We start from the raw sequence: 25797 nt of genomic DNA, 5'->3' as shown, positions 1-25797 counted from the left end.
TCTCTGCTTCCTGCTCCGTACCGTAGTGGGTACGGGTCGGTACCTGTAGGCCCCGTGGGGCACCCGTAGGCCGCGTGGGGCCCGGCTCACTCCGGTCCGGCTCTGTCCTCCGGTCCGGTCAGAACGGCAGGCCGGGGATGCCGCCACCGCCGCCCAGGCCCTGCGCCAGCGGGCCGAGCTTCTCCTGCTGGAGCGCCTGCGCGTTCTCGTTGGCCGCCTGGACGGCCGCGACGACGAGATCGGCGAGCGTCTCGGTGTCCTCCGGGTCCACCGCCTTCGGGTCGATCACCAGGGCGCGGAGCTCGCCGGAACCGGTCACGGTGGCCTTCACGAGACCGCCACCCGCCTGTCCGTCGACCTCGGTCCTGGCCAGTTCCTCCTGGGCCGCGGCGAGGTCCTGCTGCATCTTCTGGGCCTGCTGGAGCAACTGCTGCATATTGGGCTGGCCACCACCGGGAATCACGGTCACTCCTGGCAATTCGACGACGAATGTTTCGGTAAGCCGAGCCTACGTGCTCCCCGGTCACCGCGCTCCACCCGCCGGGGACCAACTCTTTCGGGTGAGATTCCGGATCCGGCGTGCATGCTCCTATACCTGACCAGCGGCCGTGTGCAGGCGGGAATCCCGCGATTTCGACCCCACGGCCCACCATTCGGCGGTAGGAAGGGCATGCACATCGGCACACGAGCGCGCATGTGCGGTGACGCAGAGTTACCCCTTACGCGTACGTTCCCGTCCGCCCCCGTCCGTCAGAGTGCAGAGGAGTGCCCCGGTGAGCCAGCCGGAGATGCAGCCCGAGGGGCCGCCCCGCAAGGAGTCCGATGCGGGATCCGGTGAGAACGGAGCTGAGCATTCCGCTACGGGAGTCCCGGCCGGCGGCCGCGCCCGAGGGCGCGATCTGACCGGGCGCCCGTTTCCGCTCGGCGACTGGGGCGAACCGGCCGAGCGACTCGACGAGCTCTACCGCTGGGTCGAGACCGGCGCCCTGGACACCGCCGACTGGTATCTGAACGACCGGATCTGGAAGCGGCGGGCCGCCAGGGCCCTGCGGATGGGCACCGCCGCCGGGGTGGTCGCCGGGGCCGCGCTGCCGCTGCTCGACGTGACCGGCACGCTGAGCGGTTCGGCGGGCTGGGGCTATCTGTCGCTGCTGCTGGGGGCCGCCTGCATGGGCTGCGACCGGTATTTCGGCCTCACCTCCGGGTGGATAAGGAATCTCGCCACGGCCCAGGCCGTGCAGCGGCGGCTCCAGGTGCTGCAGTTCGACTGGGCCTCGGAGTGCGTACGGGAGATGCTCGGGCCGACCGAGGGCACGGCCAGCGAGGCGGCCGAGCGGTGCCTGGGGGTGCTGCGGAGGTTCTCGGAGGACATCACCGAGCTGGTGCGGTCGGAGACGGCGGACTGGATGGTGGAGTTCCGGGCCGGGCCCGCGCCGATGGGCATGCAGGCCCTGGCGACGGGGAGCGCGGGCGGTCGGGGGGAGCCGGGGGCTCTGCCGGGGCGGTTCTCCATGCCGTCGGTGGCGGCGCGGCCGAACATGCCGCGGCAGCGACCGCCGGAGTCGCCGCCGCGGTGAGCTGTTTCGGGGGCTCCGCCCCCGGACCCCCGGTCCTCAATCGCCGGACGGGCTGGATTTCGGCACCCCGGTCCGTGAGGGGTCGAGAGGGCTAGCTGAAGATGATCATTGAGCCCTGGGCCAGGCTGCGGGTCGCTGCCGCGTGGAGGCCCAGCCAGACGTGGCGTTCCCGGGCGAACGGGCTGTCGTCGTAGGGGACCGGATCCGCCGGCTGTTCCAGGGTGGTGGGGCCGGCGGGCGGTTGCGGGGCGGCCGGCGGGTTGGCCGGGTCGATGCCGATGGACGGGGCCACGAACTCCAGCTCCCGCAGCAGCCCGTGCGCGGAGCCGAGCGGACCGCCGCCCGCCAGGAGCGCGTCGTCGGAGAGCGGGGCCGGGAAGTCCACCGGGACGTACGCCCCGGCGTGGTCGTAGTGCCAGACCAGGTGCGACTGCTGCGCGCCCTGCTCGAACATCTCCAGGAGCTGCTCGTAGTCGCCGTCGAGACCGGCGACGGGGGTGACCGCGAGGCCGCTCAGCTGGAGCAGGTAGGCGCGGCGCAGGAAGTGCAGCGCGTCGTAGTCGAAGCCGGCCACGGGGGCGACGTCCCCGGTGAGGCCCGGCATGTACGCGTAGACGGGGACGGGCGGCAGCCCGGCGTCGTTCAACGCCTTGTCGTAGACGGCGATCTCTTCGGCGAACGGATTGTCGGCGCTGTGGCACAGCACATCGACGAGGGGGACCAGCCACAGGTCACAGGCCACGAAGTCTCGCTCTCGGAAGGGTTCGGGCGATCGTCGGGACAGCGTAATGCGGGGCGAACCTCACGCACAGTGCCCCGGCGACTCCGGCGCATCGGGGGCGTTCCTCCCGGCCTCCCCCGCCTCCAGCCGGTCCGCCCAGGCGAGCGCGTGCGCGTAGTAGGAGTGCATGGCGGCGTGGACCTGTCCGTGGTCGCCCCGGGCGATGGCCTCGACCAGCTCCTCGTGGCCGAACCACAGCACGTCCTCGTCCATGCCGTCGCGGCGCAGCCGGTGCACGGCGAACACCCAGGCCTGGACGCGGAGCTTGGTGAGGAAGTCGGCGATGTAGGGGTTGAGGACGAACTGCCCCAGCTCCCGCCAGAACCGCAGGTCGTAGCCGATCAGTACGTCGAGGTCGCCGCCCTTGGCCGCGCGGACCGCCTCCGCGGCCCGTCGGCGGATCGAGGCGATGGCCTCGGGCCGGACGGCGACCCGCTCGGCGGGGTTGCGGAAGAGGCCCTCGACGACGAGGGCGCGGGCCTCGGCCATCGCCCGGTAGTCGGCGACGGTGAACTCGCGTACCTGGAAGCCGCGGTGCTGGTCGGAGGCGAGGAGACCCTGTGCGGAGAGGTCGAAGAGCGCCTCGCGGACGGGCGTCGCGGAGACCCCGTACTGCTCGGCGATCTGCTTGACGGTGAACTCCCGGCCGGGCGGAAGACGCCCCGCGAGCACCTCGTCCCGCAGCGCGTCGGCGATCTGCTGGCGCAGGGTGTTGCGCGTCACACCTCCGCTCGTACTCATGCCGGCCCCCATCCGTCCGTCCCGTCCGCCCCCGCTCGCCGGCCGTTTCCGGTGGGGGTCACTCTGGCTCGGGTCACCTTAAGCCAGCGCCGCCGCCGTGCCCGATTCCGGGCACGGCGGGGAGGCGTACGGGGTCGATCGCGTACGGAATCGGGTGATCCGGTTACCCGGTGTGTGGGCCCGCCCCCTGTCAGCCCTGTCCGCCCTGCACCGTGTACGTGTCGGCGACCGAGAGCGCGACGTCCAGGGCCGCGAGCCCTTCCTTGGCCTCGGCCTCGGAGACGTTGCAGGCGGGGACGGCGTGGGTCCGGTTCATGTTGATGAACGGCCACAGTCCCTGCTTCTTCGCCGCCGCGCCGAAGGCGGCCATCGGGGCGGCGGCCTCGCCGGAGGCGTTGTACGGCACCAGCGGCTCGCGGGTCTCCCGGTCGCGGACCAGCTCCAGCGCCCAGAACGCGCCGAGGCCGCGGACCTCGCCGACCGAGGGGTGGCGTTCGGCGAGGTCGCGCAGGCCGGGGCCGAGGACGGTCTCGCCGATCCGGGCCGCGTGCTCGACGACCTTCTCGTCCTCCATCACACCGATGGTGGCGACGGCGGCGGCGCAGGCCAGCGGGTGCCCGGAGTAGGTGAGGCCGCCGGGGTAGGGGCGGGTCTCGAAGGTGGCGGCGATCTCGGCGCTGATGGCGACGCCGCCGAGCGGTACGTAACCGGAGTTGACGCCCTTGGCGAAGGTCAGCAGGTCCGGCACGACGTCGAAGTGGTCGGCGGCGAACCAGGCGCCGGTGCGGCCGAATCCGGCCATCACCTCGTCGAGCACGAAGACGATCCCGTACCGGTCGCAGATCTCGCGCACACCGGCGAGGTAGCCCGGCGGCGGCGTCATGATGCCGGCCGTGCCCGGGATCGTCTCCAGGATGATCGCGGCGATGGTGGCCGGCCCCTCGAAGGCGAGGGTGTCCTCCAGGTGCTGGAGGGCGCGGGCGCACTCCTCGGCCTCGGTCTGCGCGTGGAACGGCGAGCGGTAGAGGAACGGCGCCCAGAAGCGGACGACGCCCGCCGAGCCGTTGTCGGAGGGCCAGCGGCGCGGGTCGCCGGTGAGATTGATCGCGGTGGAGGTGGCGCCGTGGTACGAGCGGTAGGCGGAGAGCACCTTCGTACGGCCGGTGTGCAGCCGGGCCATGCGGACGGCGTTCTCGACGGCCTCGGCCCCGCCGTTGGTGAAGAAGATCTTGTCCAGGTCGCCGGGGGTGCGCTCGGCGATGAGGCGTGCGGCCTCGGAGCGCGCCTCGATCGCGAACGCGGGCGCGAAGGTGGCGAGTTTGCCCGCCTGCTCCTGGATCGCGGCGATCACGGTGGGGTGCTGGTAGCCGATGTTGGTGTAGACGAGTCCGCTGGTGAAGTCGAGGTAGCGGTTGCCGTCGTAGTCCCAGAAGTAGGACCCCTCGGCGCCGGCGACGGCGAGCGGGTCGATGAGGCCCTGGGCGGACCAGGAGTGGAACACGTGCGCGCGGTCCGCGGCCTTCACGGCCGCACCGGCCGCGGGGTCGGCGTACGGGGCATGAGGGGCATGAGGGGTCATGCGGCGAGCGTAGGCCCTGGTGGGGCCCGCCTCCATGGCCACCTTGTACGGCCTGGGGCGGATGGATCGGCAAGGTGTCGGGCCCGGGCCCGTTGTTCATCGCCCACCCCCGCATCGATTGACAGCATGCTGTCGACATGACAGCCTTCTGTCATCGAGCCGAGGAGGTCATCATGACCAGCAGCAGCGACCGGACCGTGCATCTCGCCGTCTACGACACCTTCGCCGACTGGGAGACCGGGCACACCACCGCGCATCTCACGCAGAACGGCTACACCGTGCGGACCGTGGGCCTCTCCCGGGAGCCGGTGACGACCATGGGCGGCCTGCGCGTCCATCCCGATCTGTCCTTGGACGAACTGCGGGCGCGGGACAGCGCGTTGCTCATCCTGACCGGGGCGGCGGAGTGGGACACGGGCGACGCGCTCGCCCCGTTCGCGCGGGCGGCCCGGGACTTCCTGGACGCGGGGGTGCCGGTCGCGGCGATCTGCGGGGCGACGGCCGGGCTCGCCCGGGAGGGGCTGCTGGACGGCCGGGCGCACACGAGCGCGGTCTCCTTCTACCTCGCGGCGACGGGGTACGCGGGCGGCGCGCGGTACGTGGACGCGGACGCGGTCACGGACGGCGGGCTGATCACGGCCGGGCCGACGGAGCCGGTGGCGTTCGCGCGGGAGGTCTTCGCGCTGCTCGGGGTGTACGACGCGAAGAAGCTGGACGCCTGGTACCGGCTGTTCCATGACTCGGACGCGAGCGCGTACGAGGTGTTGCAGGGTGCGTGACGGTGACGGTGGCGGTGGCGGTACGGAGGTGGGTGCGGGCTCGGGGTCGGGCTCGGGCCCGGAGGACGTCCGGGTTCAGCAGGATCTGCTGAGCCGGGCGGCGTTGACGGTGTTCCGGCTGAACGGGCAGTTCCTGTCGGTGGCCGACGAGTTGGCGCGGCCGGGCGGTCTGACGGCGGCGTGGTGGCAGGTGCTGGGGGCGGTGCTGCCGGAGCCGTTGCCGGTGGCGGGGATCGCCCGGGCGATGGGGATCACCCGGCAGAGCGTGCAGCGGATCGCGGACCTGCTGGTCGAGCGGGGGCTCGCGGAGTACGCGGAGAACCCGGCCCACCGGCGCGCGAAGCTGTTGCGGGTGACGGGGGCGGGGCGGGAGGCGGTGTCCCGGATCGGCCCGTCCCACGCGGAGTTCGCTGCGCGGCTGGTGGGGGAGTTGGGGGTGGAGGGGGTGGTGGAGGCGGTGCGAGTGCTGGAACGCCTGTCGCAAACCTTGGACACCCTCCCGGTCCCGGCCGCCCCCGCCCCGGGCCGGGCCAACCCCAGCCCGTCGAGCGCCCACCCCAGCCCGTCCGGCGCCAACCCCAGCCCGTCCGGCGTTTGAGGACGGAAGCCTGCTGGTGTCGGGCTCGGGCTGAACGTCTTGGCTCCTCCGGGGCGCCGCCCCTGGTGTGCGCACCGCTCCGTCCGATCAACGGTTCTCCGTCCGATCAACGGTTCCGTCCTCAAACGCCGGACGGGCTGGGAGTGCCGGGCGGGCCGAGAAGTCCACGCCGCCCCGTCCGGTCAAGGGTTCCGCCCTCAAACGCCGGGCGGGCTAGGGGGTGCCGGGTGGGCTGCGAGGGGTGTGGGGGAACCGTTGGGTGGGGTTGGGGTGTCCTAGGTGAGGGGACGGGCGGGGGCGTTCGTGGGGGCGGCGTTATTCTCGTGCGGGCCGTACGGGGAGGAAGCGCACCATGGACAAGCTCGGGTCCGACGACCCGCACCGCATCGGTGCGTACCGTCTCCTCGGCCGCCTGGGCGAAGGCGGCATGGGCCAGGTCTTCCTCGCCCGCTCCGACCGCGGCCGCACCGTCGCCCTCAAGCTCGTCCGCCGCGAGCTCGCCGAGCAGCCCGAGTTCCGCGCCCGCTTCCGCCAGGAGGTCCGTGCCGCGCACCGGGTCGGCGGCGCCTGGACCGCACCGGTGCTGGACTCCGACACCGAGGCCCCCGTCCCCTGGGTCGCCACCGGTTACGTCGCCGGGCCCTCGCTCCAGCGCATCGTCTCAGGCCGCCCCGGAGCCCCGGTCACGGCCTCGGGGGCGTACGGGCCGCTGCCGCCCCGCTCCGTACGGTTCCTCGGGGCCGGGCTCGCCCACGCCCTCCGGCACATCCACGGGGCCGGGCTCATCCACCGGGACCTGAAGCCCTCCAATGTGCTGATGACCATCGACGGGCCCCGGGTCATCGACTTCGGTATCGCCCGCGCCCTGGAGTCCGTGCCCGACGGCGATCTGACCCGCACCGGGGCCCTGGTCGGCTCGCCCGGTTTCATGGCTCCGGAGCAGGTGCGCGGCGAGCGCGTGACCACCGCGTGCGATGTGTTCTGCCTCGGGGCCGTCCTCGCGTACGCCGCGTCGGGGCGGCTGCCGTTCGGTACGGCGGAGAGCGGCGGGGTCCATGCCCTGATGTTCCGGATCGCCCAGGAGGACCCGGACCTGACCGGCGTACCGGAGGAGCTGGCCGGCCTCGTCCGGGACTGCCTGGCGAAGGACCCGGCGGCCCGCCCCGGCACCGACGAGATCCTGGCCCGCCTGGGCGAGACGGACGCGGACGAACCCTGGCTGCCCGCCACCCTCATCGCCCAACTCGGCCGCCAGGCAGTGGGGTTGCTCGACGCGGAAGACCCTGAGTACCCGGCGGACCCGGCGGATCCGGAGGGCCCGCACGGTACGCAGGCCTCACCGCCCCCGCAGGCCCCCCGGAGCGGCCAGAACTCCCCCGCCCGGACCGGCCCGATACCGCCGGCCCCCGCGCCCACGCCGATACCACCGACGGGCCCCGCCGCCCCGGCCGCCCGGACGGAAGCCGCCCCGCCGTACCACCCGTACGCACAGCCCCGCCCGTACGCACCGCATCACCCGCCCTACGGCCCCACCGCCGAACAGCCCCTCCCCCCGGCCTACTTCGCGCCCACGCCGCCCCCGCCCGTCCGGGAGCGCCGCTCCGTCGGGGCCACCGTCGCGCTCATCGCGGTCGCCGTGATCGTGGCGATAGGGGCGGGCGGATCGGTGTACGCGTTCATGAACGGCGACGGGCCGGGAAAGACCGCCTCGCCCGGCCCGTCGGGCTCCGCCGACACCGGCGGGCAGCAGGGCGGCGAGGGCGCCGTACCGCAGGGCCTCCTCGGAACCTGGACGGGCTCCATACCCGGCGAACAGGGCCCGTCCACCCGTACGTTGACCATCCGCCAGGGCGACGTGGGCGACCAGGTCCTCGCCCTCACCGCCGAGGGGCCCCTCGCCTCCGGTTCCACGTACCACTGCGAGTTCACCGCGCCGCTCGCCGACCGCCCGTCCGACGACGGCCCGGTCCGCATCGGCCCCTCCACGGTGTCCTCCGGCCGCCCGGCCTCCTCCTGCTCGCCCGGAAAGCCCACCGAGCTGACCCTGCTCCCGGACGGCAGCCTGCGCCGCACCACGACCGGCACGGGCGAGAGTCTGATCTACACCAAGTCCGGCTGAGCGGACCGCACTTCTCACTGGATCCGGCCACGCGGCGACGACGTAAGGCGGCGGTCCACAGATGCGGACCGCCGCCTTGAAGAAGTGCTATAGAAATTCGCCGAAGCGCTTGGCGTCAGAAGGCCCAGCCGGAGCACTTGTCGTCATTGTCTTTGATCCACTCGCACGTACGGATCTTGAAGACGACACTTCCCGTCCCACTCGTGGCCGTGGTGTTGATTCCACTCTTGTTCCACAGATGCCGCTGCGTAGTATTACTGGCCTTCCGGTAGTAATCAGCGTGCGCATACTGATTGGTGTACAGCTTCAGCGAAATCGCCTTGTCGCTGACGACCGTCCAAGACTTCGCTTTACCGTTGGGCGACATCTTGGAAAGCGCCTGAGCAGATGCAGGCGCCGCAGCGGCAAGCGCCAGAACGACGGTCAGCGTTGCGGCAATTCTCTTGATCCTAGGCAAAACATCCCCTCCCATAAGGCGATTACTCTCTCGTTCGAGTAATCACTCAGTCCCCCGATGGACGCCACCGGGAAGATTCACGAATGGCCGAATACGCGCCACACCACCAGATGATGACGGCAAGGGCCGACAGGCTTCCGGCCGTGCCCACGAGCAGCGACGAGGAAAGTTCGATCCCTTGCGCGGCGTCTTCCTGCGGAGTCGCTAGCCAGACGGCCGCCAGGCAGCCCGTCACCACGGAAGCCAGCAGAGGAGCGAGAAGCCCCCAGGCCGCGCTGAACCAGAACACCCTTCGGCGACCGGTGAGCACGCTGATCGGCGCTACCGACCGGCTGAACCTGATGAACTCCGCGAGGTTGGCCAACGCCGCGGCGATAGCGAGCAGCAACACACCCGGTGTCCCCAGGAACACCACCCAACGTCCGTGGGCCGAGGCGAGGTTGGCCCCGAGAAGCCACGTCTCCCCGAATGTGCCCACGGATGCCTCGCCGACCGGCAGTCCCGTGCGCACCGTCTGTTTGATCTCCACCGCGGGCAGCGGAGATCCGTCGCGGGACACCAGGAGCAAGGCAGCCGGCCGGTTCTCCGCCGTCGGCTTCCCCGGCAGCGGACGGCTCTGCCTCACCTCGAACTGCTCCAGGACCGGCCCACTGCCGATCCACTGCAGCACGGTCCGTGTCCGGGCGTTCGCCTCCGAGACCGGGACCGACCGGAGACCCGGCGAACATGCGAGGCCGAGGGCCTTGAGGTCACCGCACGGCGCCTGAAGCCGTGTTCCGGGAGGTTCGCTCTCGTCTGCGCCCTGGACTTCATAGGTGGCTACTACCGCGATGTCCGAAGGCAGCCGGCGCAAGGTGGCGTCGAGCTTCCCGCCGTCGAGTGCGCCGTCGCCGATCTCCATCAACAGGACACTCTCGCGCAGGACCTGCTGTGTAGCTGCCGCCGCTTGGGCCGCGGACCCGTACTGGACGTTCTTCAGCTGCAACTGGGTCACCAGGACCATCGCGATGGTGATGCCCGCCACCAGCCTTGCCGTCACACCCGGATGAGCCGCGGCGTGCCTGCCGGCCACCAGTGCACCGGCATCGCCCGTCCGCCGAGCTGACCGCGCGAGTCGTGCTCCTGCTCCTCCTGCCAGAACCGCCACGGCACAGGGCAGAGTCACCATGACCAGAGCGACGCCGGTGTTGTAGAGCGTCGCACGCAGCTGGGAGTGCTCGGCTACATCCAGCATCCCGGGAATCCACACGGTGGCCAGCAGGAGCAGCGGGCAGGCCATAGCCGCCCACCGGATCATGTCACTGCCCCGTGCAGTGAGCCTCGTGGAACGCGACGTGGAACGCTTGGCCGTCCTGTGGAGAAGACACACCAGCATCAGGACGACAGCAGCCGCGGAAAACCCTCCCAGACCGAGAAGCCACCAAAAGCGCCTCATATCGGCTGCCGAAAGGACGTAGTCGATCCACGGTATGCGGAGATCGCCCAGCATGGTCACGACCGTCGGCACCAGACCGGCGAAGGCTCCCCCCATCACAGGCAGTGCGGACTCACCCATGTTCAGCCAGAAGCGGTGTCGCGCACTGCCTCCGAGAGCGCTTATCAATGCTGTACGACGGTCACGCCCCGCCGACCCCATACGGGCGGCGACGAAGGCCAGGATCAGAGCCGGCACGAGGATGAGATACATCCCCGTCTGCAGCCGTTCGCGCGGGGCGACGAAGATCCAGTCGCCGGAAGGACCCGGGCTCGCAGCGCCGAATCCCACAACCTCGATGGCCTTGCTCGTCCCCCATTGAGCATCGGTCGGATTGACATAGCCGTAGTTCTCACCGGGACTGGCGAGTCCTTCGTCGTCGATCTCGCCGACGATCCGTCCGTACCGGTCCGGTTCACCCTGCCGGATCAGAGCCGCTTTCAGGCCGGGAGACACCACGGCCTCGCCCGGTTCGGGCCATGCCCGCAGTCCGGGCGGAAGCGGTGTGCTCGGCGATGTCGCCCTGACGTAGACGACGCTGAACTGAAGTCCGTCGATCTCGTCGAAACCGTCCACGGCATGTGCGATGGGACGCCGGTCGGGGAACTCCTCCTGATACTGGAGGGTCCGTTCCGCCGAACGGTCTCTCATTCCCTCGTACGCACCGTAGACAGCCGCTTGTGCGGTGAGTCCGACGCTCAGGGACAGGGTCGCCAGGAACAGAGCGACGGCCCGGATGCGACCGCCTGCGGTGCCCCTGCCCGCTCGGCCCATCCGGAGCAGCTGACCTCGCAAGGAACCGTTCACTGCCCGACCACCGGATCGCATGCCACGAGGCTCCCGTCCAGCAACTGCAGGCACCGGTCGGCGCGTGCGGCGACCGTCAGATCGTGGGTGACGACCACCAATGCGCAGTTCCATCGTGCAGGCAGCTCGTACAGCAGGTCGGCCACGCCGTCCCGGGTCCGGACGTCAAGCGCTCCGGTCGGCTCATCGGCGAGGAGCAGAGCAGGTCTGTTGATCAGAGCGCGGGCCACCGCCGTGCGCTGCCGCTCTCCGCCCGAGAGCCTGTCCGTGGGAGTTTCCGCCAAGGGGACGCCGAGTTCGGCGAGAAGCTCGGTCGCTCTGCGATAGGACTCAGCGGCGGGAACTCCGGCCAGCAACGCCCCGAGTGCGACGTTCTCCACAGGCGTCAGCTCCGGGAGCAGCTCACCGAACTGGAACACCACCCCCATCGCGCTGCCGCGAAGCCGTTCAACGGTCCTGGTGCGACTCGAGACCAGGTCGGTGCCGCACACAGCCACTACGCCGGAGTCCGGGCGTATGAGGCCGAGGACGCATCCCAGGAGGGTGCTCTTCCCGCTGCCGCTGGGCCCGACCACGGAGACGGATTCACCGCGGTCCACCCGCAGATCCAGACCGTCCAGCAAAGTACGCCCGGCGATTCCGTAGCTCAGCCCGTGGATATCAAGGGCCGGAAATTCAGACGGGGAGTCCATTCAATTTTCCTGTCTTCACCGCGTTCATCACAGGCCGACCAGGCCCCGACGAACGACATCCCCCATGCCCTTGGATCCGCCCAAGGGCCGTGCAGCGGACGGGTCGTAGGCCGTCCACTGCACGTCAAACCCGTATGCTCAGCTGGTCCAGCCGGAGCACTTGTCGTCGTTGTCCTTGACCCATTCACAAACGCGCAGCTTGAAAATCGCGCTGCCGCCACCGCTGGCCACCATCGTGTTGACACCACTCTTGTTCCACAGGTGGCGCTGAGTGGAAGAACTGGCCTTCCGGTAGTAGTCCGCGTGCGAGTAGCCCGACCTCAGCTGGTGAACCTTCACCACGGTGTTCGAGCTGTAGGTCGACGCAATCGCCTTGCCGTTGGGAGAGGTTCGGCTCAGCTGGGCGACTGCCGGAGAAGCCATACCTACAGAAACAGCCGCAACGAGCGCAGCGGACAGGAAAGGCAACTTACGCATGAAAACCCCCGAAAGACACGAACAAAGAATGAAGATCTCTTGAACAGAAGTGACCATACAGTGAAGACCGCCCGTCCAGTCAAGCGACCCATGCCCTCTGAGCTGGGATGATGCGGAGAAGGGCCTCCAATCAACGCCTTTGCGGCTTTCGGCCCTGGGCCTGGACCGACCTCAAGCCATCACCCGCTCCGGCACAGGAGACCGCAGCGCCCGGGTGATCAGCGCCGCGCCGCCCAGCAGTACGAGCACCACCACCATCGCGTTGCGCAGCCCCACATGGTCGGCCAGGAAGCCCAGCGAGGGCGGACCGACCAGGAACGCCGCGTAGCCCGCCGTCGAGACCGCCGCGACCCTCGCCGAGGCGTCCCGGACGCCTTCCCCCGCCGCCGAGATCGTCACCGGGAAGCCCAGGGAGGCCCCGAGCCCCCACAGCACGACCGCGGCACCGGCGAGCAGCGCGCTGGAGGAGAAGATCACCAGGGCCACACCGGCCGCCGCCACCAGCGCGCTGGCCCGGACCACGGCCGCAGGACCGTAACGCACCAGGAGCGGTCCGCCCGCGAACCGGCCCGTCGTCATCGCGACGGCGAACAGCATGAACGTCAGGGAGCCGGCCGTCGCGCTCGTCCCGTGGCCGTCCACCATCAGCAGCGGCAGCCAGTCGTTGGCGGAGCCCTCCGCGAAGGCCATCGCCAGCACGATCAGGCCGATCAGCACCAGCCGCCGGTCCCGCCAGACCGCCAACTGCCCGCGCACGCCCCCCGTACGCTCCCCGCCCGTGCCCTGCCCGTCGCCGGTCTCCGAGCCGGAGCCGGGGTCGGAGCCGGGGTCCTGCGCGTCCGCGTCCGCCTCCGCGCGCCCCGTACCCGCCGGAACCGCCCGTACGGTCCACACCCCGGCCGCCGTCACGGCGACCGCGACCGCCGCCAGGTGCCAGCCGACCGGGAACCGCACCGCCGTCAGACCCATCCCGGCCAGCGCGCCGACCACGGTGCCCAGGCTGAAGCAGCCGTGCAGCACCGGCAGGACCGGGCGGCCCAGGGTCCGTTCGACGGCCGCGCCCTCGATGTTGAACGCCACCTCCGCCAGGCCCATCCCCGCCCCGAACAGGGCCAGTCCGCCGAACACCCCGGCCGACACCTCCAGTGCCGCGCCCCCGGCGATCACCGCAAGACCGGCCACCAGCAGCCCCGCCCCGAGGGCGATCACCGACCGGCCGCCGTGTCTGCGCACGAGACCGCCCGAGACCAGTACGCCCGCCATCGAGCCGATCGAGAGCCCGAACAGCACCAGGCCCATCGACCCCGTGGACACCTCCAGGGCGTCCCGTACGGCGGGGGTCCTGGCCACCCAGGACGCCATGCTCACCCCGGTGGCGAGCATGAAAAGGAAGAGCGCGGCGCGCCAGCGGCGGGTCACGGCGTCCATGACCGGCGGGTTCTTCATCGGAGCAGTGCCTCGGCAGACGGGTGAAGGGGCGGAAAGCGCAGGAGGTCACCGTTCCCGGCCTGCGGGTGTACGAGCGTACGCCTGAAGCGTACGTTCGTACACTCCCCCGAGCCCTATGCTGCGAGGAGGCCGAGCCGGCCGGCCGAGGAGACCGAGAGAGGAGCGCCGCGTGGCGACAGGGCGCACCGACCCCGAGCGGCGGGACCGCATCATCGACGCGACGCTGGATCTCATCGTCGACGAGGGCGTCGCGGGCGTCTCGCACCGCAAGGTCGCCGCCCGAGCGGGCGTGCCGCTCGGCTCGATGACGTACCACTTCTCCGGCATGGACGAGCTGCTGCACGAGGCGTTCACCCGGTTCTCCGGCACGATCGTCGCCGTCTTCGAGGAGCGCCTGGGCGCGGCGACCACCCGGGACGAGGCGCGCGAGGCCGTCGCCGATCTCGTCCACCACCTCTCCGGCGGCAACCAGCGCGAGCTGATCCTCACCCACGAGCTCTACACCCTCGCCGCCCGCCGGCCCGCCTACCGCGAGCTGACCCGCACCTGGATGGGCCGCAGCCGCCGCGCCCTGGAATGGCACTTCGACCCGGCCACCGCCCGCCAGCTCGACGCGCTCATCGAGGGTCTGTCCATCCATCGCGCCCTGGAGACCGAGCCGCACGACCGCGCCCTGACGGTCGAGGCGATCGCCCGGATCACCGCATCCCGTTCCGCCTGAACTTCCCGAAGTCGTCAGAGGTCGGCAAGTAGTAACGGGATCCTGGGCTTCGAGAACGCCTGCTGGTGCCATGGAGTGGTCGCTTTCCTCTGTGGAGAAGGGAGTTATCGCGGGATGCGGACCACAACACTGGGCAGGGACGGGCCGGTCGTCGGCCGGCTGGGGCTGGGGGCGATGGGCCTCTCGTACCGGTACGCCCCGGGCCTGCGGGACCGGAGCAAGGCCGTATCGCTGGTGCGGGAGGCCGTGGACCTCGGGGTCAACCTGGTCGAGACGGCCGGCGCCTACGCGGCCGGGGACAACGAGCGGCTGATCGGCGAGGCCATCCGCGGCCGCCGCGACGAGGTGGTGCTGTGCACCGGCGGCGGGCTGCTCGGCGACGCCGACGGTGTGCTGCGGCCCGCGGGCGGTCCGCAGGCGCTGCGGGACGCGGTCGACGAGAGCCTGCGCCGGCTGCACGTGGACTACATCGACCTCTATCTGCTGCGGCGCGTCGACCCCGGCGTACCGCTGGAGGAGAGCTGGGGTGCGCTGGCCGAGCAGGTCTGGGCGGGCAAGATCCGCATGCTGGGGCTGCCCGTCGTCACCGTGCAGGAGGCGCGCGACGCCGAGGCCGTGCACGAGGCGGCGGCGATGGCCGCCGAGGTGTCGCTGTTCACGCGCTGCGGTCTCGACGACGTCGTGCCGTACGCCGTGGAGCGCCGGATCGCGCTGCTGGCCGGCGCCCCGCTCGGCCGCGGTCTGCTGGCCGGTGCGCTGTCCACGTGCGACGACCTGGCCCCGAACGACTGGCGGCGCACCCAGCCCCGGTTCGCCCCGCGCGCCATCCGCCACAACTTCGCCCTCACGCAGGCCGTCGCGCAGGTGGCCGCCCGGCACGAGGCCACCCCTGCGCAGGTCGCCCTGGCCTGGCTGCTCCGGCTCGGCGATCACGTGGTGCCGCTGCCCGGCACGCGAACGTCGTACCACCTCGCGGAGAACCTCGGCGGCGACCGGGTCCGGCTGACCCAACAGGACCTGACCGACCTGGAGTTCCTCCCCTACCCGGCGGGCGCGCCCGAGGCGTGAGGGCCTCCACGTCTCCGCCGCACACTCCGCACCGCTGCCCGACTCCCCTGGCTCTCCACCTCTTTGGAGTTCTTGACATGACGACCTCTCTGGTACGGCAGGTCCTCCCGCGGCCCCGGCCGCGGGCGGCGACGGACGACGTCCACGGAACCACCGCGCCCGGGTTCGCCTCCGTGCGCCATTCCTTCGAACGGGCCTGCAGAGAAGCGGGGCCGCCCGGTTCCCAGGGGGCCGCGCTGGCGGTCGTACGGGACGGCGAACTGGTCGTCGACCTGTGGCACGGCACCGCCGACCCGGTCACCGGCACACCGTGGACCGGCGACACCCTGGAGCCGCTGCTGACGGGCTCGCACGGAATCCTGGCCACGGCGGTCCTGCTGCTCGCCGACATGGGCGCGCTCGAACTGGACGCGCCCGTCGCCGACCACTGGCCGGAGTTTGCGGTGCGCGGCAAAGCCGCGGTGACGCTGCGGGACGTGCTGACGTTCACGGCCCGCCTCCCGGGCATGGCGGCCGGCCTCGACCAGCGGGACGTCGAGAACCCGCGCATGATGGCCGCGCTGCTCGAACTGCACAGCCTGGAGGAGGATCCGCGGGCCGGCGGTGTGCTGCACGGGCCGTGGACCGCCGGGTGGATCGTCGCCGAGATGGTCCGCCGGGTCGACGGCCGCGATCTCGATCTGTTCTTCCTGGAGGAGATCGCGGGCCCGCTGGGTCTCGACATCCACTTCGGCCTCGTACCCGACCAACTGCCGCAGGCCGCCCGGATCTCGTACGACGAGGCCTTCCGCGCCCGCTACCGGGCGCTGGACGGCGGGGCGGGCGACGGAGAGGCGGAGCTCTTCCAGCGGGTGTGGAACAACCCGTCCCCGTTCCCCGCGGACGCCGGGGTGTGGAGCGAGAGCCGGCGGCGCTACGCGATGGTCCCCTCGCTGGGGGCGTACGCGTCGGCCCGCGGTCTCGCCCGGCTCCAGGGCGTCCTGGCCGCGGACGCCGTACGGGCCCCGGGCGAGGAGCCGTCGCTGTTGTCGCGCCGCACGCTCGACCAGGCGCGGAGCTTCTGGGCCGAGGGCCTGGATCCGCTGCTCGGCGGGGTCAGCGCGTACGGCGAGGGCGGCCTCCAGCTCCTCGACGAGGGCCTCCACCCGGCCGTCCGCTCCGGCGCCTTCGGCCACCAGGGGCCCGGCGGAGTCGCCTACCAGGCCTGGCCGCGGGCCGGGACCGGGGCCGCCCTGGTCCGCAGCCGGCTGACGGCGGGGCCCGGCGCGCGGGTCCTGGACGAGGTGGCGGGCGCGGTGGAACGGGCGCTGCGGACCGGATGAACCCGCGGCGGGCACGGGCACGGGCGCTGTGGCCGGCACGGGTGCTGCGCACCGGCTGAACCCGCCGCCGGCGCGGGCGCTGCGGACCGGCTGAACCTGCGGCGGGCGCGAGCGCTGCTGACCGGCTGAACCACGGCAACGGGAAGGGCCGGAACCCGCCTCCAGCAGGTTCCGGCCCGCGCCCCTCCTCGCCGTCAGGTCCGCCCCGCCCGCCGTCCCGCCGGGTCCGCGGCGAGGCCGTGGAGGACCACGTCCCAGACCGAGTCCCACACCGAGTCCCAGGCCGGGTCCCGGGTCGCGTCGTGCGCGGCCATCGCGCCCTCCGCCAGATGCGCCAGCAGCGCCACCGCGTCCTCGGGCGACACACCCGGACGGAGCCGGTCCGCGCCGTGGGCCCGGTCGAGCAGACCGCGGAGCACCGGCAGCCAGACCTCGGCCAACGGCGGTACGCCCACGGGGCGGTCGGCCTCCAGGCGGCGCGCGGCGCGGACGAAGCGGTCCTGGTGCGCCAGCCGGGCCATCGCACCGATCAGCGTGCGCAGTTCCCGCAACGGGTCGGCGGCGGCCGCGAGTTCTTCCATACGGTGCGCGAAGCGGGCCCGCCCGACCCCGCGCACCTCCTCGGCCAGCGCGGTCTTGGTCCGGAAGTGGAAGGTCAGCGCGCCCATCGAGGTCGCCGCCCGCCAGACCACCCGCTGCAGCGAAGCACCCTCGTAGCCTCTCTCGGCGATCTCGTCGGCGGCCGCCTCCAACACGGCCTGGCGCGTCCTGGCCGCCCGTTCCTGCATGCGCCTTCTCCTTGGACCTCGGCAAGTAGTCGTGCCCTGCGAAAGAAATATAACGAACATTCTCTATGTTTGTTAGTCTGCTCAGCGACGCTCACCTGGGAGGGACCTGCAGTGACGACGACGTACGAGACGCCCGACATGGCGACGGACCGACCGCCGGGCGACCTGTCCCGGCTGCTCTTCGGCCACTTGCACCGCTCCGACCAGCAGCGTTGGGGGCATGTGTATCTCCAGGGGCTGCTGCGGACGCACGGGAAGAAGACCGTGCGCCGGATGGCGGCCGTCGTGACCGGCTCGGAGGCGGCGTCGGCGTCGCTGCACCAGTTCGTCAATGCCAGCCCGTGGGAATGGGCCCCGGCGCGCGGCGAGTTGGCCCGCTGGGCCGCCCGCTCGCTGCCGGTGCGGGCCTGGACGCTGGCGCCCGCGGTCCTGCCCAAGCGCGGCACCTGCTCGGCCGGAGTGCACCAGCGCTTCCTGCCGGAGGCCGGACGCACCGTCAACTGCCAACTGGGGATCGGCCTGTTCCTGGACGCCGGACGGGCGCACGTACCGGTCGACTGGCGACTCTTCCTGCCTCCCCGGTTCACCCGCGACGAGGCGGTGCGCGACCGGGCGAAGATCCCCGCGACGACGCGGGCCCAGCCACTGTGGGCCCACGCCCTGCACCTGGTCCAGGAGATGACGTCCTGGTCGAACGGGCGGAGCGCGCCGGTGGTGGCCGACCTGACCTCCCTGTGCGACGTCACGCCACTGGCGCAGCGGCTGCACGGCGGCGGGCACGCCTTCGTCCTCGCCGTCCCGGGTCAGACCGCGGTCGGCGGGCCCGAACTCACGCCCGGCGAGCGGGAGTCGGCGCGCGGTCTGCTGCTGCGCCGGGGCATACGGCACCCGGCGGGGGCGGGCCGGCAGGTCGTCTCGTGCGACGCGCCGGTGCACGGAGTGCGCCCGGACGGCGAGCGCATCGGCGGGGCGGGCCGGCTGCTGGCCGAGTGGGACACGGCCGCCGGGCGTCCGGGCCGGATCTGGCTGACGAACATCACCGACCGCCATCCGGCCGAACTGCTGGAGCTGGCCCGGTCACCCGACGGAGCGCGGGAGGCGACCCGGCGCATGGGCGAGGACTTCGGCCTCCTCGACTTCGAGGGCCGCTCCTTCCCCGGCTGGCACCGGCACATGACCCTCGTCTCGGCCGCCTACGCCTGCAGCACCCTGGAGGGCATGGGCCGCTGACACCACCGCCACCCACCACCCCTTCGACATTGCTTGCGTATACATATATATAGCGGCCGGGGCCTTACCGGCAGGCACCGGCACTCCCCAGATGATTGCATGGGCATGTATCTTGTTGTCCATCGCAGTCGAGAAGGGGAGCCGTCCATGACGATCCAGCAGCAGCCACGCGCCGCCTCCGACCAGACCATGTGGGAGGCCGTTCTCGGCCTGCACGCCTTCGTGGAGCGCCAGCTCGCGCACGCCCTGCAGCGCCGTTACGGCGTCGGCCTCTCCGAGTACCGCGCCCTGGAGGCCCTCACCCAGGCCGAGAAGGGCGAAAGCCGCATGCAGGAGCTCGCGGACCACATCGGCCTGGGCCAGAGCTCGGTGACCCGGCTGGTCGGACGCCTGGAAAGCGCCGGCTACGCCTACAAGGACAACTGCGCCGACGACAAGCGCGGCGTCTTCGCCGTCATCACCGAAGAAGGCCGCAAGCGCTACCAGGACGCCCGTGCCACCTACGCCGACGTGCTCAGCTCGGCCCTCAACACGGCGAGCGCCGACGACCAGCTCGCCCGGGCGGTGCAGGCGCTGCGCAGCGCCGCCTGACACGATCACGGCAGACGGCGGGAGGCGTCCGGGGTAACCCGGCCTCCCGCCGTTTTTTGCATGTTCGGGCCTGCTCTCGACCCAGGAGGCCGTGACCTGGATCACTCCCGACTCCGATTTATATGCTTGACCATGCAAATAATACCCCGTAGGTTCTCTCTCGTAGCCAAGACAGCCCATCCACCGAGGGGGGACCGTTGCCTTCGCCTCGCCTGTTGCAGGCATTCAGCAGACATGTGCAGGAACAGCCCGACAGCACCGCGCTCGTCCACGCCGGACACCAGGTCACCTACGCGGACCTGGAGCGGCTGACCCGCCGCGCCACCGCGGACCTCGACGGCGCCGGGTTCGGATCCGTCCGCGCCCTGTGCGTCCCGGCCCACAAGTCGCCGGAGACCATCGCGCTGCTGCTGGCGGCCTGGCGTCAGGGGATCGACACCCTGGTCCCGTCGCCCGCCCTGGGCGCCGCCGCCCTGTCCACGCTCATCGCCCAGGCCCACGGCCCGCTCTCGGCCACCGCGGTCCCCGGCGGCGGTGTGACCCTCTCGCGGGAGGAGGCCGACCCCGCACTGGCGGACGGCTTCGGCGTCCCCGACCCCGCGGAGTCGCTGCTGACCCTCACCACCTCCGGGTCCACCGGCGTACCCAAGCTCGTCCCGGTCCGTACCGAGGCCTTCGACCGCTTCGCCGACTGGGCCACCACCGCGTTCGGCATCGACGGCGGCACCGCCGCGCTGAGCTTCTCGCCGCTCAACTTCGACCTGGCGCTCCTCGACGTCTGGACCGTGCTGGAGGCCGGCGGAACGGTCGTCCTGGCCGACGCCGGGGCCAGCGGCGACGCCGGCTATCTGCGCGACCTCGCCCAGCGCAACGAGGTGACCCTGGTCCAGGGCGTGCCCCTGCTGCACCGGCTCCTCGCCGCCGACGGCGCCCGCTATCCGGCGGTCCGTACGGTCGTGTTCACCGGGGAGGCCGTCTCCGAACAGGGGCTGCGGGACACGTTCGCCGCCTGCCCGGCCGCCCGGTTCCACAACGTCTTCGGCTGCACGGAGACCAACGACAGCTTCATCCACGACATCGACCCGGACGCGTACACGCACCCGCTGCCCATCGGCGTCCCGATCGACGGCACCGACGCCGTGCTGCTGATCGAGGGGCCCGGCGGCACCGAGGTCCTGCGCGGTCCCGGCACCGGCGAACTGCTGGTGCACACCCCCTTCCAGACCTGCGGCTATCTGGAACAGGCCCGCAACGCCCACGCGTTCATGCCGGACCCGCGCGGCGGCGGCGCCATGTTCTACCGCACCGGCGACCTCGTCCACCGTGACGCCGACGGCCGCCACTTCCTCCAGGGACGTACCGACTTCCAGGTCAAGGTGCGCGGCGTGCGCACCAACACCCTGGAGGTCGAGACCGTCCTCGGCGCCCATCCGGACGTCGTCGAGGCGGCCGTCGTCGCCCTGCCCTGCCCCGAGGCCGGCACCCGGCTGCACGCCGAAGTGGTGCGCCGGGACGGCACCTCCCTCAGCACCTTGGGCCTGCGGGCGTACGCGGCGAAGCATCTGCCGCGGCACGCCGTGCCCAGCTCGGTCGGGCTCGCCCGCACTCCGCTGCCGAAGACCCCGACCGGCAAACCGGACCGTAATTCGATCAAGAACACCCAACTGAACGGAGCCTCTTGATGAGCACCGCGAGCACCACGAGCACCACGGCCGACACCGCCACCACGGGCACCGGTGGCGACGACCCGATCCGCGACTACATCGTCCAGGAGTTCCTGGGCGGCGAGGACGCCGCAGACCTGACCGACGACTTCGACCTCATCGAGAGCACCGTCGTCAACAGCCTCGGCCTGGTCCGCCTCATCTCCTGGATATCCGAGACGTACGGCATCCCCGTCGACGACATCCCGCTGGAGCCGGCCGCCTACCGCACCCTCGCGGACATCCGCGACTTCGTCGGCAAGGCCGCTCCCGCCTCCGTCTGACCGACCGGTCTCCCACCGGCCCCTCCGAGCGCACCAGCACCGGCGCCGGCACCAGCACCAGCACCAGCACCACCCGTCCAGAACTCAGCGATGACAGATGACAGATGACAGGAGTACTCCCATGATCGTCCGTTCTCTCTCCGACGTCCCCGCGGTCGAGTGGGGCAGCGGCACCAGCCACCGTCTGCTCACCGAGGCCGACGGGATGGGCTTCACCGTCTGCGAGACGCTGGTCCGCCAGGGCACCTCCAGCGCGCTGCAGTACCTCGGCCACCTGGAGGCCTGCTACTGCATAGGCGGATCGGGCGAGGTCGTCACCACGGACGGCGCCCACCACAAGATCACGACCGGGACCATCTACGCCCTGGACAAGAACGACGCCCACCACCTGATCGCCTCCGACGACGAGGACCTCCTCCTGGTCTCCGTGTTCAGCCCGGCGCTGCGGGGCGACGAGAAGCACGCGCTCTCCGAGGACGGCTTCTCCCGCTACTGACCCGCACGGCCGGGTGCGGGGCCGCGACGGCGCGGCCCCGCACCCGGCGCCCGCCTCCCGTGCCCCGTGCCCAGTGCCCAGCGAAAGGCAAGGCAGAACACCCATGGCAGCAGAGAACGCCACCGACACCTACGGCGTCACCGCGCCCTACGGCGACGAGCTCAACGACGACGTCGCCCGCTGGGACCGCGCCGCCGAGTTCCCGCACGAGAAGTGGAAGCCGCTCCAGCGGTCCGGGCTCTTCACCCTCCCCTTCGCGCCGGAGTACGGCGGCGCCGGCCGTACGCTCACCGAGACCATGGCGGCGCTGGAGGGCCTCGGCCACACCAGCCGGGACGCCGGCCTGAACTTCTCGGCGTCCACGCAGATCGTCAGCGTCGGCATCCCGCTGCAGGCGTTCGGCTCGGAGGAGCTGCGCGGCCGCCATCTGCCGCGGGTCACCTCCGGCGAGGCCATCACCGCGCACGCGATCACCGAGCCGAGCCACGGCTCGGACGTGATGAACATCCGGACCACCGCCGTCCGCGAGGGCGACGCGTACGTGCTCAACGGCGGCAAGATGTTCATCACCAACGCCCCGGTCGCCGACCTCTTCCTGCTGTACGTCCGCACCGGCAAGCCGGGCGCCTTCGGGCTGAGCACCTTCCTCGCCGAGCGCTCCACTCCGGGCCTGAGGATCGGCCGGCCGCTGGAGACGATGGGGCTGCGCACCTCCCCGATCAGCGAGGTCACGCTGGAGGACGTACGGCTGCCCGTCGGCAACCGGCTGGGCAGCGAGGGCGCCGGCTTCCTGATCATGGATTACGTGATGAAGCGGGAGGTCCTCTTCTCCTTCGCCGTCAACCTCGGCGAGATGACCCACCGTCTGAAGCGGGTCGTCGAACACGCCACCACCCGGCAGCAGTTCGGCAGCGCCATCGGCAAGAACCAGGCGGTCGCCCACAAGATCACGGACATGAGGATCGCCGTGGAGACGGCCCGCAAGTGGCTGTACGACACCGGCCACAAGGTCGAGCAGGGCAAGGACGCGTCGCTGGACGTGGCCGCCACCAAGATCGTGGTCAGCGAGGCCAACCAGCTCACCGCCCGGCACGCCGTCCAGATCTTCGGCGCCCGCGGCTATCTGACCGACACGGGCATCGAGCGCGAGCTGCGCAACGCCACCTCCGGCTCCATCTACTCCGGCACCAACGAAATCCAGCGCAACTGCATCGCCGCCCTGATGGGCCTGTGACGAGAGGCATCCGCATGACCGACACCCTGGCCCCCACCACGTCCGCGCGGCCGACCACCGAGGACCGCGCCGCGTCCGGGCCGCCGACCGCCGAGGACCGCGCCCGCCTCACGGCGGCCACCGACTTCCTGGACCACGAGCACGAGCGCGTCAGGGCCTTCGTCGACAAGGCCCTGAGCGGGATCGACCGCGACGCCGCCGACCCGGTCGAGCTCGCCGTCGCCCTCTACTACGCGGTGCGCGACGGCATCCACTACGAGGTCTACGGCGCCGACCTCTCGCCGCAGGGCCTGAAGGCGTCCGCCGTCATCAGCGGCGGCAAGGGCTTCTGCCTGCACAAGTCCGTGCTGTACGCCGCCTGCTGCCGCGCCGTCGGCATCCCCGCCCGGCTGCACTACAGCGACGTCCGCAACCACCTCGCCTCCGACCGGCTGCGCTCCTACATCGGCGGCGACGTCTTCTTCCACGGCCTGGCCACCGTGTATCTGGAGGGCCGCTGGGTGCAGGTGACCCCGGTCTTCAACAAGCTGCTGTGCCGGCTGTACGGCATGACCCCGCTGGAGTTCGACGGCCGCTCCGACAGCCTCTACCACCCGTTCGACGCGCAGGGCCGGCAGAGCATGGAATTCCTCACCGACCACGGTGACTTCGACGACGTCCCGTACGCGTTCGTGATGGAGAACATGCGCCGCAAGCATCCGAAGTTCCTGGACGAGGACGGCACCGGCACCGTCGGCGGCGGCTCGCTCGCCGACGAAGCGGCCTGATCCGCGCCGCCGTATCCGTACAGCCGTATCCGTAACGCCGTATCCGTAACGCCGTATCCGTAACGCCGTATCCGTAACGCCGTATCCGTAACGCCGTATCCGTAACGCCGCAGCAGATCCACCGCAGACAAGGAGAAGCACCCCATGACGCAGTTCCAGGCCCGTGAGGACGGCTGGGCCGTGGCCGCCCGTGTCGGTGTCGTCGTTCCGCACGCGGACGTCGGGCCCGAGTCCGAGCTCCAGGCGATGGCGCCGCGCGATGTGTACATCCACGGTTCACGCGTCCACTTCGGGGCGATGCGTCCCGGCGGGGAGATGGACCCCAAGATCCCGCACGACCCGGTGCGCGCCTTCATCGACCCGCCGTTCATCGACGACGCCGTCGAGCTGCTCGCGGCCGCCCCGCTCGACTCCATCGCCCTGGGGTTCACCAGCTCGGCCTACGTCCTGGGCGCCGACGGCGAGCAGAAGCTGTTCGAGCGGCTCGCCGACCGGACCCGCGGTATCCCGCTCACCGGCACCACCCACGCCGCCGCGGCGGGTTTCGCCGCCCTGGGCGCCGAGCGGATCGCGCTCGTCAACCCGCCGTGGTTCGACGACGAGTTGTCGGCGCTGGGCGCCTCGTACTTCGGCGAGCGCGGCTTCGACGTCGTCCACCACGCGCCCTGCGGCCTGCCCAGCAACCAGAAGCTGATCACGCCGGAGGCGCTCGTGCAGTGGATCGAGTCCACCGTCGCCCCGCGGCGGCCGCAGGCGGTGCTGGTCGCCGGCAACGGCATCCGCGCCGTGGGGACCATCGCGGGCCTGGAGGAGCGGCTCGGGTTTCCCGTACTCACCGCGAACCAGGTGCTGTTCTGGCACGCGCTGCACCTCGCCGGCGGGACCGGGGCGGCCGCGCGGATCAGCGAGTACGGAGCCCTGTTCGGCGTCCGCCCGGAGGGCGTGGGTGCGGCCCGATGAGCATGCTGCCCGCGTACGGCTACCAGGCCGCCGTGCAGGAGACCTGCGACACCCCGGAGTACCACCTGCCGCTGGTGTGCTGGCACGACGACGGGACCGGTGTGCGCGGCCTGGTGCTGTACCGCGGCGGGCTGCGCCCGGCGGAGCAGGTACCGGGGTTCCGGCGCTATCTCGCCTCCGAGGACCTGGAGCAGCACGCCATGACCGGCCCGTGGCCGCTGCTCGCGGCAACCGCCTGATCCGACCCGTGGCGGGGACCGGCCGGGTCCCCGCCGCATCAGGAGCCGTATCGACATGACACACGACCTCACATGGTCCGACGCGCCTCCGGGCGAGGTCCTCGATCCGGTCGGCATCTGGATCGTCCGGGCTCCGGCCGGGCAGCGCCTCGCGGCCGACGGGGCCCCGCCCGACTGGCTCGACGAGAAGGAGCGGAGCCGGCTGGCCGGGATACCGCAGCCGGCCGGCCGGGAGGCCTACGCCTTCGCCCACTGGGCGCTGCGGAGCGTCCTCGGGTCCTCGCTCGGCTGCTCGCCCGGGAGCGTGGGCTTTCTGCGGCAGCCGTGTCCCGGCTGCGGCGGGGCGCACGGAAGACCGGCGATCCGCGATCCGGACCCGGGCGACGAACCGCTGGAGTTCTCGATGTCGCACAGCGGGGACCACGTCGCCATCGCGGTCGCCGAGGCCACCATCGGCATCGACATCGAGTCCTGGCCGACCCCGGAGTCCGTCGCCGGCTATCTGCCGTTCCTCCACCCGAAGGAACAGAAGTGGCTGGAGGGCCGTCCGGACGACGAACTCGTCCGCGACTTCGCCCGTCTGTGGACCCGTAAGGAGGCCATGGCCAAGGCGACCGGGCAGGGCATGGCTGCCGTCATGAACCGGCTGGATCTCACCGGTCAGCCGCTCGGCTGGCGGGTGCGGCAGCTGCTCGCGCCCCCCGGGTACGAGGCCAGCTTCGCGGTCCCGGCCTCGGTGCACGTCGCGGTCACGGTGCACGAGGAGCTTCCGGAGCCGATGCCGGAGCCGGTGCGGGCCTGACGGCCGACGGCGGGCGGCCCGTACTCCTCCCGAGGGGTACGGGCCGCCCGCCGCTCCGGGTC

At 71.5% G+C, this 25797-nt stretch carries 27 protein-coding genes; 17 read left to right on the top strand and 10 right to left on the bottom strand.

Features of this window, described 5'->3' with window-relative positions; genetic code table 11:
- Nucleotides 1–118: 118 nt before the first annotated feature.
- Entirely contained in the window at nucleotides 119–463 is a 345-nt protein-coding gene (locus ACSMXR_RS20115; protein WP_003967515.1) for a YbaB/EbfC family nucleoid-associated protein, read from the bottom strand.
- A gap of 310 nt (nucleotides 464–773) precedes the next feature.
- Between ACSMXR_RS20115 and ACSMXR_RS20110 the strand changes: the two genes are divergently transcribed.
- Complete coding sequence (locus tag ACSMXR_RS20110; RefSeq protein ID WP_381791208.1) at nucleotides 774–1577, top strand: SLATT domain-containing protein; 804 nt, start codon at nucleotides 774–776, stop codon at nucleotides 1575–1577.
- Between the two features lie 91 nt (nucleotides 1578–1668).
- Here the strand turns inward: ACSMXR_RS20110 and ACSMXR_RS20105 are convergent, their stop codons facing one another.
- The 3 genes from ACSMXR_RS20105 to ACSMXR_RS20095 form a co-directional block, all read right to left on the bottom strand.
- Nucleotides 1669–2319, bottom strand: coding sequence for a hypothetical protein (locus ACSMXR_RS20105; RefSeq protein WP_137235113.1), 651 nt, complete (start codon nucleotides 2317–2319; stop codon nucleotides 1669–1671).
- A 60-nt stretch (nucleotides 2320–2379) separates the two neighbouring features.
- Nucleotides 2380–3099: a GntR family transcriptional regulator gene (locus tag ACSMXR_RS20100; protein WP_137235112.1), complete on the bottom strand. Its 720-nt coding sequence runs from the start codon at nucleotides 3097–3099 to the stop codon at nucleotides 2380–2382.
- A gap of 190 nt (nucleotides 3100–3289) precedes the next feature.
- Complete coding sequence (locus ACSMXR_RS20095) at nucleotides 3290–4678, bottom strand: aminotransferase class III-fold pyridoxal phosphate-dependent enzyme (protein WP_473169575.1); 1389 nt, start codon at nucleotides 4676–4678, stop codon at nucleotides 3290–3292.
- A 173-nt stretch (nucleotides 4679–4851) separates the two neighbouring features.
- Between ACSMXR_RS20095 and ACSMXR_RS20090 the strand changes: the two genes are divergently transcribed.
- The 3 genes from ACSMXR_RS20090 (at nucleotide 4852) to ACSMXR_RS20080 (ending at nucleotide 8174) form a co-directional block, all read left to right on the top strand.
- Nucleotides 4852–5457 carry a DJ-1/PfpI family protein gene (locus ACSMXR_RS20090; protein WP_376186328.1) on the top strand — a complete coding sequence of 202 codons (606 nt, stop codon included), beginning with the start codon at nucleotides 4852–4854 and terminating at the stop codon, nucleotides 5455–5457.
- Between the two features lie 28 nt (nucleotides 5458–5485).
- A complete protein-coding gene (locus ACSMXR_RS20085; protein WP_473172412.1) occupies nucleotides 5486–6055 on the top strand; it encodes a MarR family winged helix-turn-helix transcriptional regulator in 570 nt (189 codons plus the stop codon).
- A 352-nt stretch (nucleotides 6056–6407) separates the two neighbouring features.
- Nucleotides 6408–8174, top strand: coding sequence for a serine/threonine-protein kinase (locus ACSMXR_RS20080; RefSeq protein WP_473169574.1), 1767 nt, complete (start codon nucleotides 6408–6410; stop codon nucleotides 8172–8174).
- 115 nt (nucleotides 8175–8289) lie between these two features.
- Here the strand turns inward: ACSMXR_RS20080 and ACSMXR_RS20075 are convergent, their stop codons facing one another.
- From ACSMXR_RS20075 to ACSMXR_RS20055, 5 genes are all read right to left on the bottom strand, one after another.
- A complete protein-coding gene (locus ACSMXR_RS20075; protein ID WP_137235725.1) occupies nucleotides 8290–8631 on the bottom strand; it encodes a hypothetical protein in 342 nt (113 codons plus the stop codon).
- A gap of 46 nt (nucleotides 8632–8677) precedes the next feature.
- Complete coding sequence (locus tag ACSMXR_RS20070) at nucleotides 8678–10681, bottom strand: hypothetical protein (RefSeq protein ID WP_473169573.1); 2004 nt, start codon at nucleotides 10679–10681, stop codon at nucleotides 8678–8680.
- A gap of 227 nt (nucleotides 10682–10908) precedes the next feature.
- Entirely contained in the window at nucleotides 10909–11604 is a 696-nt protein-coding gene (locus ACSMXR_RS20065) for an ABC transporter ATP-binding protein (RefSeq protein ID WP_473169572.1), read from the bottom strand.
- Nucleotides 11605–11742: 138 nt separating this feature from the next.
- Nucleotides 11743–12081 (bottom strand): hypothetical protein, encoded by a 339-nt coding sequence (locus tag ACSMXR_RS20060; protein WP_137235722.1) that lies wholly within the window; start codon nucleotides 12079–12081, stop codon nucleotides 11743–11745.
- Between the two features lie 171 nt (nucleotides 12082–12252).
- A complete protein-coding gene (locus ACSMXR_RS20055) occupies nucleotides 12253–13527 on the bottom strand; it encodes an MFS transporter (protein ID WP_473169571.1) in 1275 nt (424 codons plus the stop codon).
- A gap of 172 nt (nucleotides 13528–13699) precedes the next feature.
- Here ACSMXR_RS20055 and ACSMXR_RS20050 point away from each other — a divergent pair, with 172 nt between their 5' ends.
- The 3 genes from ACSMXR_RS20050 (at nucleotide 13700) to ACSMXR_RS20040 (ending at nucleotide 16641) form a co-directional block, all read left to right on the top strand.
- Entirely contained in the window at nucleotides 13700–14251 is a 552-nt protein-coding gene (locus ACSMXR_RS20050) for a TetR/AcrR family transcriptional regulator (RefSeq protein WP_218525385.1), read from the top strand.
- Nucleotides 14252–14365: 114 nt separating this feature from the next.
- Nucleotides 14366–15319 (top strand): aldo/keto reductase, encoded by a 954-nt coding sequence (locus tag ACSMXR_RS20045; protein ID WP_473169570.1) that lies wholly within the window; start codon nucleotides 14366–14368, stop codon nucleotides 15317–15319.
- A 77-nt stretch (nucleotides 15320–15396) separates the two neighbouring features.
- A complete protein-coding gene (locus tag ACSMXR_RS20040) occupies nucleotides 15397–16641 on the top strand; it encodes a serine hydrolase domain-containing protein (protein ID WP_473169569.1) in 1245 nt (414 codons plus the stop codon).
- A 194-nt stretch (nucleotides 16642–16835) separates the two neighbouring features.
- Here ACSMXR_RS20040 and ACSMXR_RS20035 read toward each other — a convergent pair whose 3' ends face one another.
- Nucleotides 16836–17429 carry a TetR family transcriptional regulator gene (locus ACSMXR_RS20035; RefSeq protein ID WP_137235717.1) on the bottom strand — a complete coding sequence of 198 codons (594 nt, stop codon included), beginning with the start codon at nucleotides 17427–17429 and terminating at the stop codon, nucleotides 16836–16838.
- A 111-nt stretch (nucleotides 17430–17540) separates the two neighbouring features.
- Here ACSMXR_RS20035 and ACSMXR_RS20030 point away from each other — a divergent pair, with 111 nt between their 5' ends.
- The 10 genes from ACSMXR_RS20030 (at nucleotide 17541) to ACSMXR_RS19985 (ending at nucleotide 25735) form a co-directional block, all read left to right on the top strand.
- Entirely contained in the window at nucleotides 17541–18659 is a 1119-nt protein-coding gene (locus ACSMXR_RS20030; protein ID WP_473169568.1) for an IS701 family transposase, read from the top strand.
- A 147-nt stretch (nucleotides 18660–18806) separates the two neighbouring features.
- A complete protein-coding gene (locus ACSMXR_RS20025; RefSeq protein ID WP_030075956.1) occupies nucleotides 18807–19250 on the top strand; it encodes a MarR family winged helix-turn-helix transcriptional regulator in 444 nt (147 codons plus the stop codon).
- Nucleotides 19251–19465: 215 nt separating this feature from the next.
- Complete coding sequence (locus ACSMXR_RS20020) at nucleotides 19466–20932, top strand: AMP-binding protein (protein WP_473169567.1); 1467 nt, start codon at nucleotides 19466–19468, stop codon at nucleotides 20930–20932.
- Nucleotides 20932–21237: an acyl carrier protein gene (locus ACSMXR_RS20015; RefSeq protein ID WP_218525390.1), complete on the top strand. Its 306-nt coding sequence runs from the start codon at nucleotides 20932–20934 to the stop codon at nucleotides 21235–21237. Before ACSMXR_RS20020 ends, ACSMXR_RS20015 begins: the two co-directional genes overlap by 1 nt.
- A gap of 121 nt (nucleotides 21238–21358) precedes the next feature.
- Nucleotides 21359–21733: an ectoine synthase gene (locus ACSMXR_RS20010; protein ID WP_030633930.1), complete on the top strand. Its 375-nt coding sequence runs from the start codon at nucleotides 21359–21361 to the stop codon at nucleotides 21731–21733.
- 103 nt (nucleotides 21734–21836) lie between these two features.
- The gene (locus ACSMXR_RS20005) at nucleotides 21837–22967 is read left to right on the top strand and encodes an acyl-CoA dehydrogenase family protein (protein ID WP_364890313.1); all 1131 of its coding nucleotides are present in this window, start codon (nucleotides 21837–21839) and stop codon (nucleotides 22965–22967) included.
- A gap of 14 nt (nucleotides 22968–22981) precedes the next feature.
- Entirely contained in the window at nucleotides 22982–23734 is a 753-nt protein-coding gene (locus ACSMXR_RS20000) for a transglutaminase-like domain-containing protein (RefSeq protein ID WP_473169566.1), read from the top strand.
- A gap of 144 nt (nucleotides 23735–23878) precedes the next feature.
- Nucleotides 23879–24694 carry a maleate cis-trans isomerase family protein gene (locus ACSMXR_RS19995; RefSeq protein WP_137235711.1) on the top strand — a complete coding sequence of 272 codons (816 nt, stop codon included), beginning with the start codon at nucleotides 23879–23881 and terminating at the stop codon, nucleotides 24692–24694.
- Nucleotides 24691–24933, top strand: coding sequence for a DUF6253 family protein (locus ACSMXR_RS19990; protein WP_030633922.1), 243 nt, complete (start codon nucleotides 24691–24693; stop codon nucleotides 24931–24933). The genes ACSMXR_RS19995 and ACSMXR_RS19990 overlap by 4 nt, the downstream gene beginning before the upstream one ends.
- A gap of 55 nt (nucleotides 24934–24988) precedes the next feature.
- Nucleotides 24989–25735, top strand: a complete 747-nt coding sequence (locus tag ACSMXR_RS19985; protein ID WP_218525393.1) for a 4'-phosphopantetheinyl transferase family protein — start codon at nucleotides 24989–24991, stop codon at nucleotides 25733–25735.
- Nucleotides 25736–25797 lie beyond the last annotated feature (62 nt).

It is taken from the genome of Streptomyces sp. DSM 106670, from assembly GCF_055792845.1.
This window is presented reverse-complemented; position numbering and strand designations above follow the sequence as displayed.

Excerpts from the sequence above, each read along its gene's own strand:
- ACSMXR_RS20100 (WP_137235112.1), bottom strand. The coding sequence starts at position 3,099 with ATGAGTACGAGCGGAGGTGTGACGCGCAACACCCTGCGCCAGCAGATC.
- ACSMXR_RS20095 (WP_473169575.1), bottom strand. The coding sequence starts at position 4,678 with ATGACCCCTCATGCCCCTCATGCCCCGTACGCCGACCCCGCGGCCGGT.
- ACSMXR_RS20090 (WP_376186328.1), top strand. The coding sequence starts at position 4,852 with ATGACCAGCAGCAGCGACCGGACCGTGCATCTCGCCGTCTACGACACC.
- ACSMXR_RS20080 (WP_473169574.1), top strand. The coding sequence starts at position 6,408 with ATGGACAAGCTCGGGTCCGACGACCCGCACCGCATCGGTGCGTACCGT.
- ACSMXR_RS20065 (WP_473169572.1), bottom strand. The coding sequence starts at position 11,604 with ATGGACTCCCCGTCTGAATTTCCGGCCCTTGATATCCACGGGCTGAGC.
- ACSMXR_RS20060 (WP_137235722.1), bottom strand. The coding sequence starts at position 12,081 with ATGCGTAAGTTGCCTTTCCTGTCCGCTGCGCTCGTTGCGGCTGTTTCT.
- ACSMXR_RS20055 (WP_473169571.1), bottom strand. The coding sequence starts at position 13,527 with ATGAAGAACCCGCCGGTCATGGACGCCGTGACCCGCCGCTGGCGCGCC.
- ACSMXR_RS20045 (WP_473169570.1), top strand. The coding sequence starts at position 14,366 with ATGCGGACCACAACACTGGGCAGGGACGGGCCGGTCGTCGGCCGGCTG.
- ACSMXR_RS20040 (WP_473169569.1), top strand. The coding sequence starts at position 15,397 with ATGACGACCTCTCTGGTACGGCAGGTCCTCCCGCGGCCCCGGCCGCGG.
- ACSMXR_RS20035 (WP_137235717.1), bottom strand. The coding sequence starts at position 17,429 with ATGCAGGAACGGGCGGCCAGGACGCGCCAGGCCGTGTTGGAGGCGGCC.
- ACSMXR_RS20025 (WP_030075956.1), top strand. The coding sequence starts at position 18,807 with ATGACGATCCAGCAGCAGCCACGCGCCGCCTCCGACCAGACCATGTGG.
- ACSMXR_RS20015 (WP_218525390.1), top strand. The coding sequence starts at position 20,932 with ATGAGCACCGCGAGCACCACGAGCACCACGGCCGACACCGCCACCACG.
- ACSMXR_RS20010 (WP_030633930.1), top strand. The coding sequence starts at position 21,359 with ATGATCGTCCGTTCTCTCTCCGACGTCCCCGCGGTCGAGTGGGGCAGC.
- ACSMXR_RS20005 (WP_364890313.1), top strand. The coding sequence starts at position 21,837 with ATGGCAGCAGAGAACGCCACCGACACCTACGGCGTCACCGCGCCCTAC.
- ACSMXR_RS20000 (WP_473169566.1), top strand. The coding sequence starts at position 22,982 with ATGACCGACACCCTGGCCCCCACCACGTCCGCGCGGCCGACCACCGAG.
- ACSMXR_RS19995 (WP_137235711.1), top strand. The coding sequence starts at position 23,879 with ATGACGCAGTTCCAGGCCCGTGAGGACGGCTGGGCCGTGGCCGCCCGT.
- ACSMXR_RS19990 (WP_030633922.1), top strand. The coding sequence starts at position 24,691 with ATGAGCATGCTGCCCGCGTACGGCTACCAGGCCGCCGTGCAGGAGACC.
- ACSMXR_RS19985 (WP_218525393.1), top strand. The coding sequence starts at position 24,989 with ATGACACACGACCTCACATGGTCCGACGCGCCTCCGGGCGAGGTCCTC.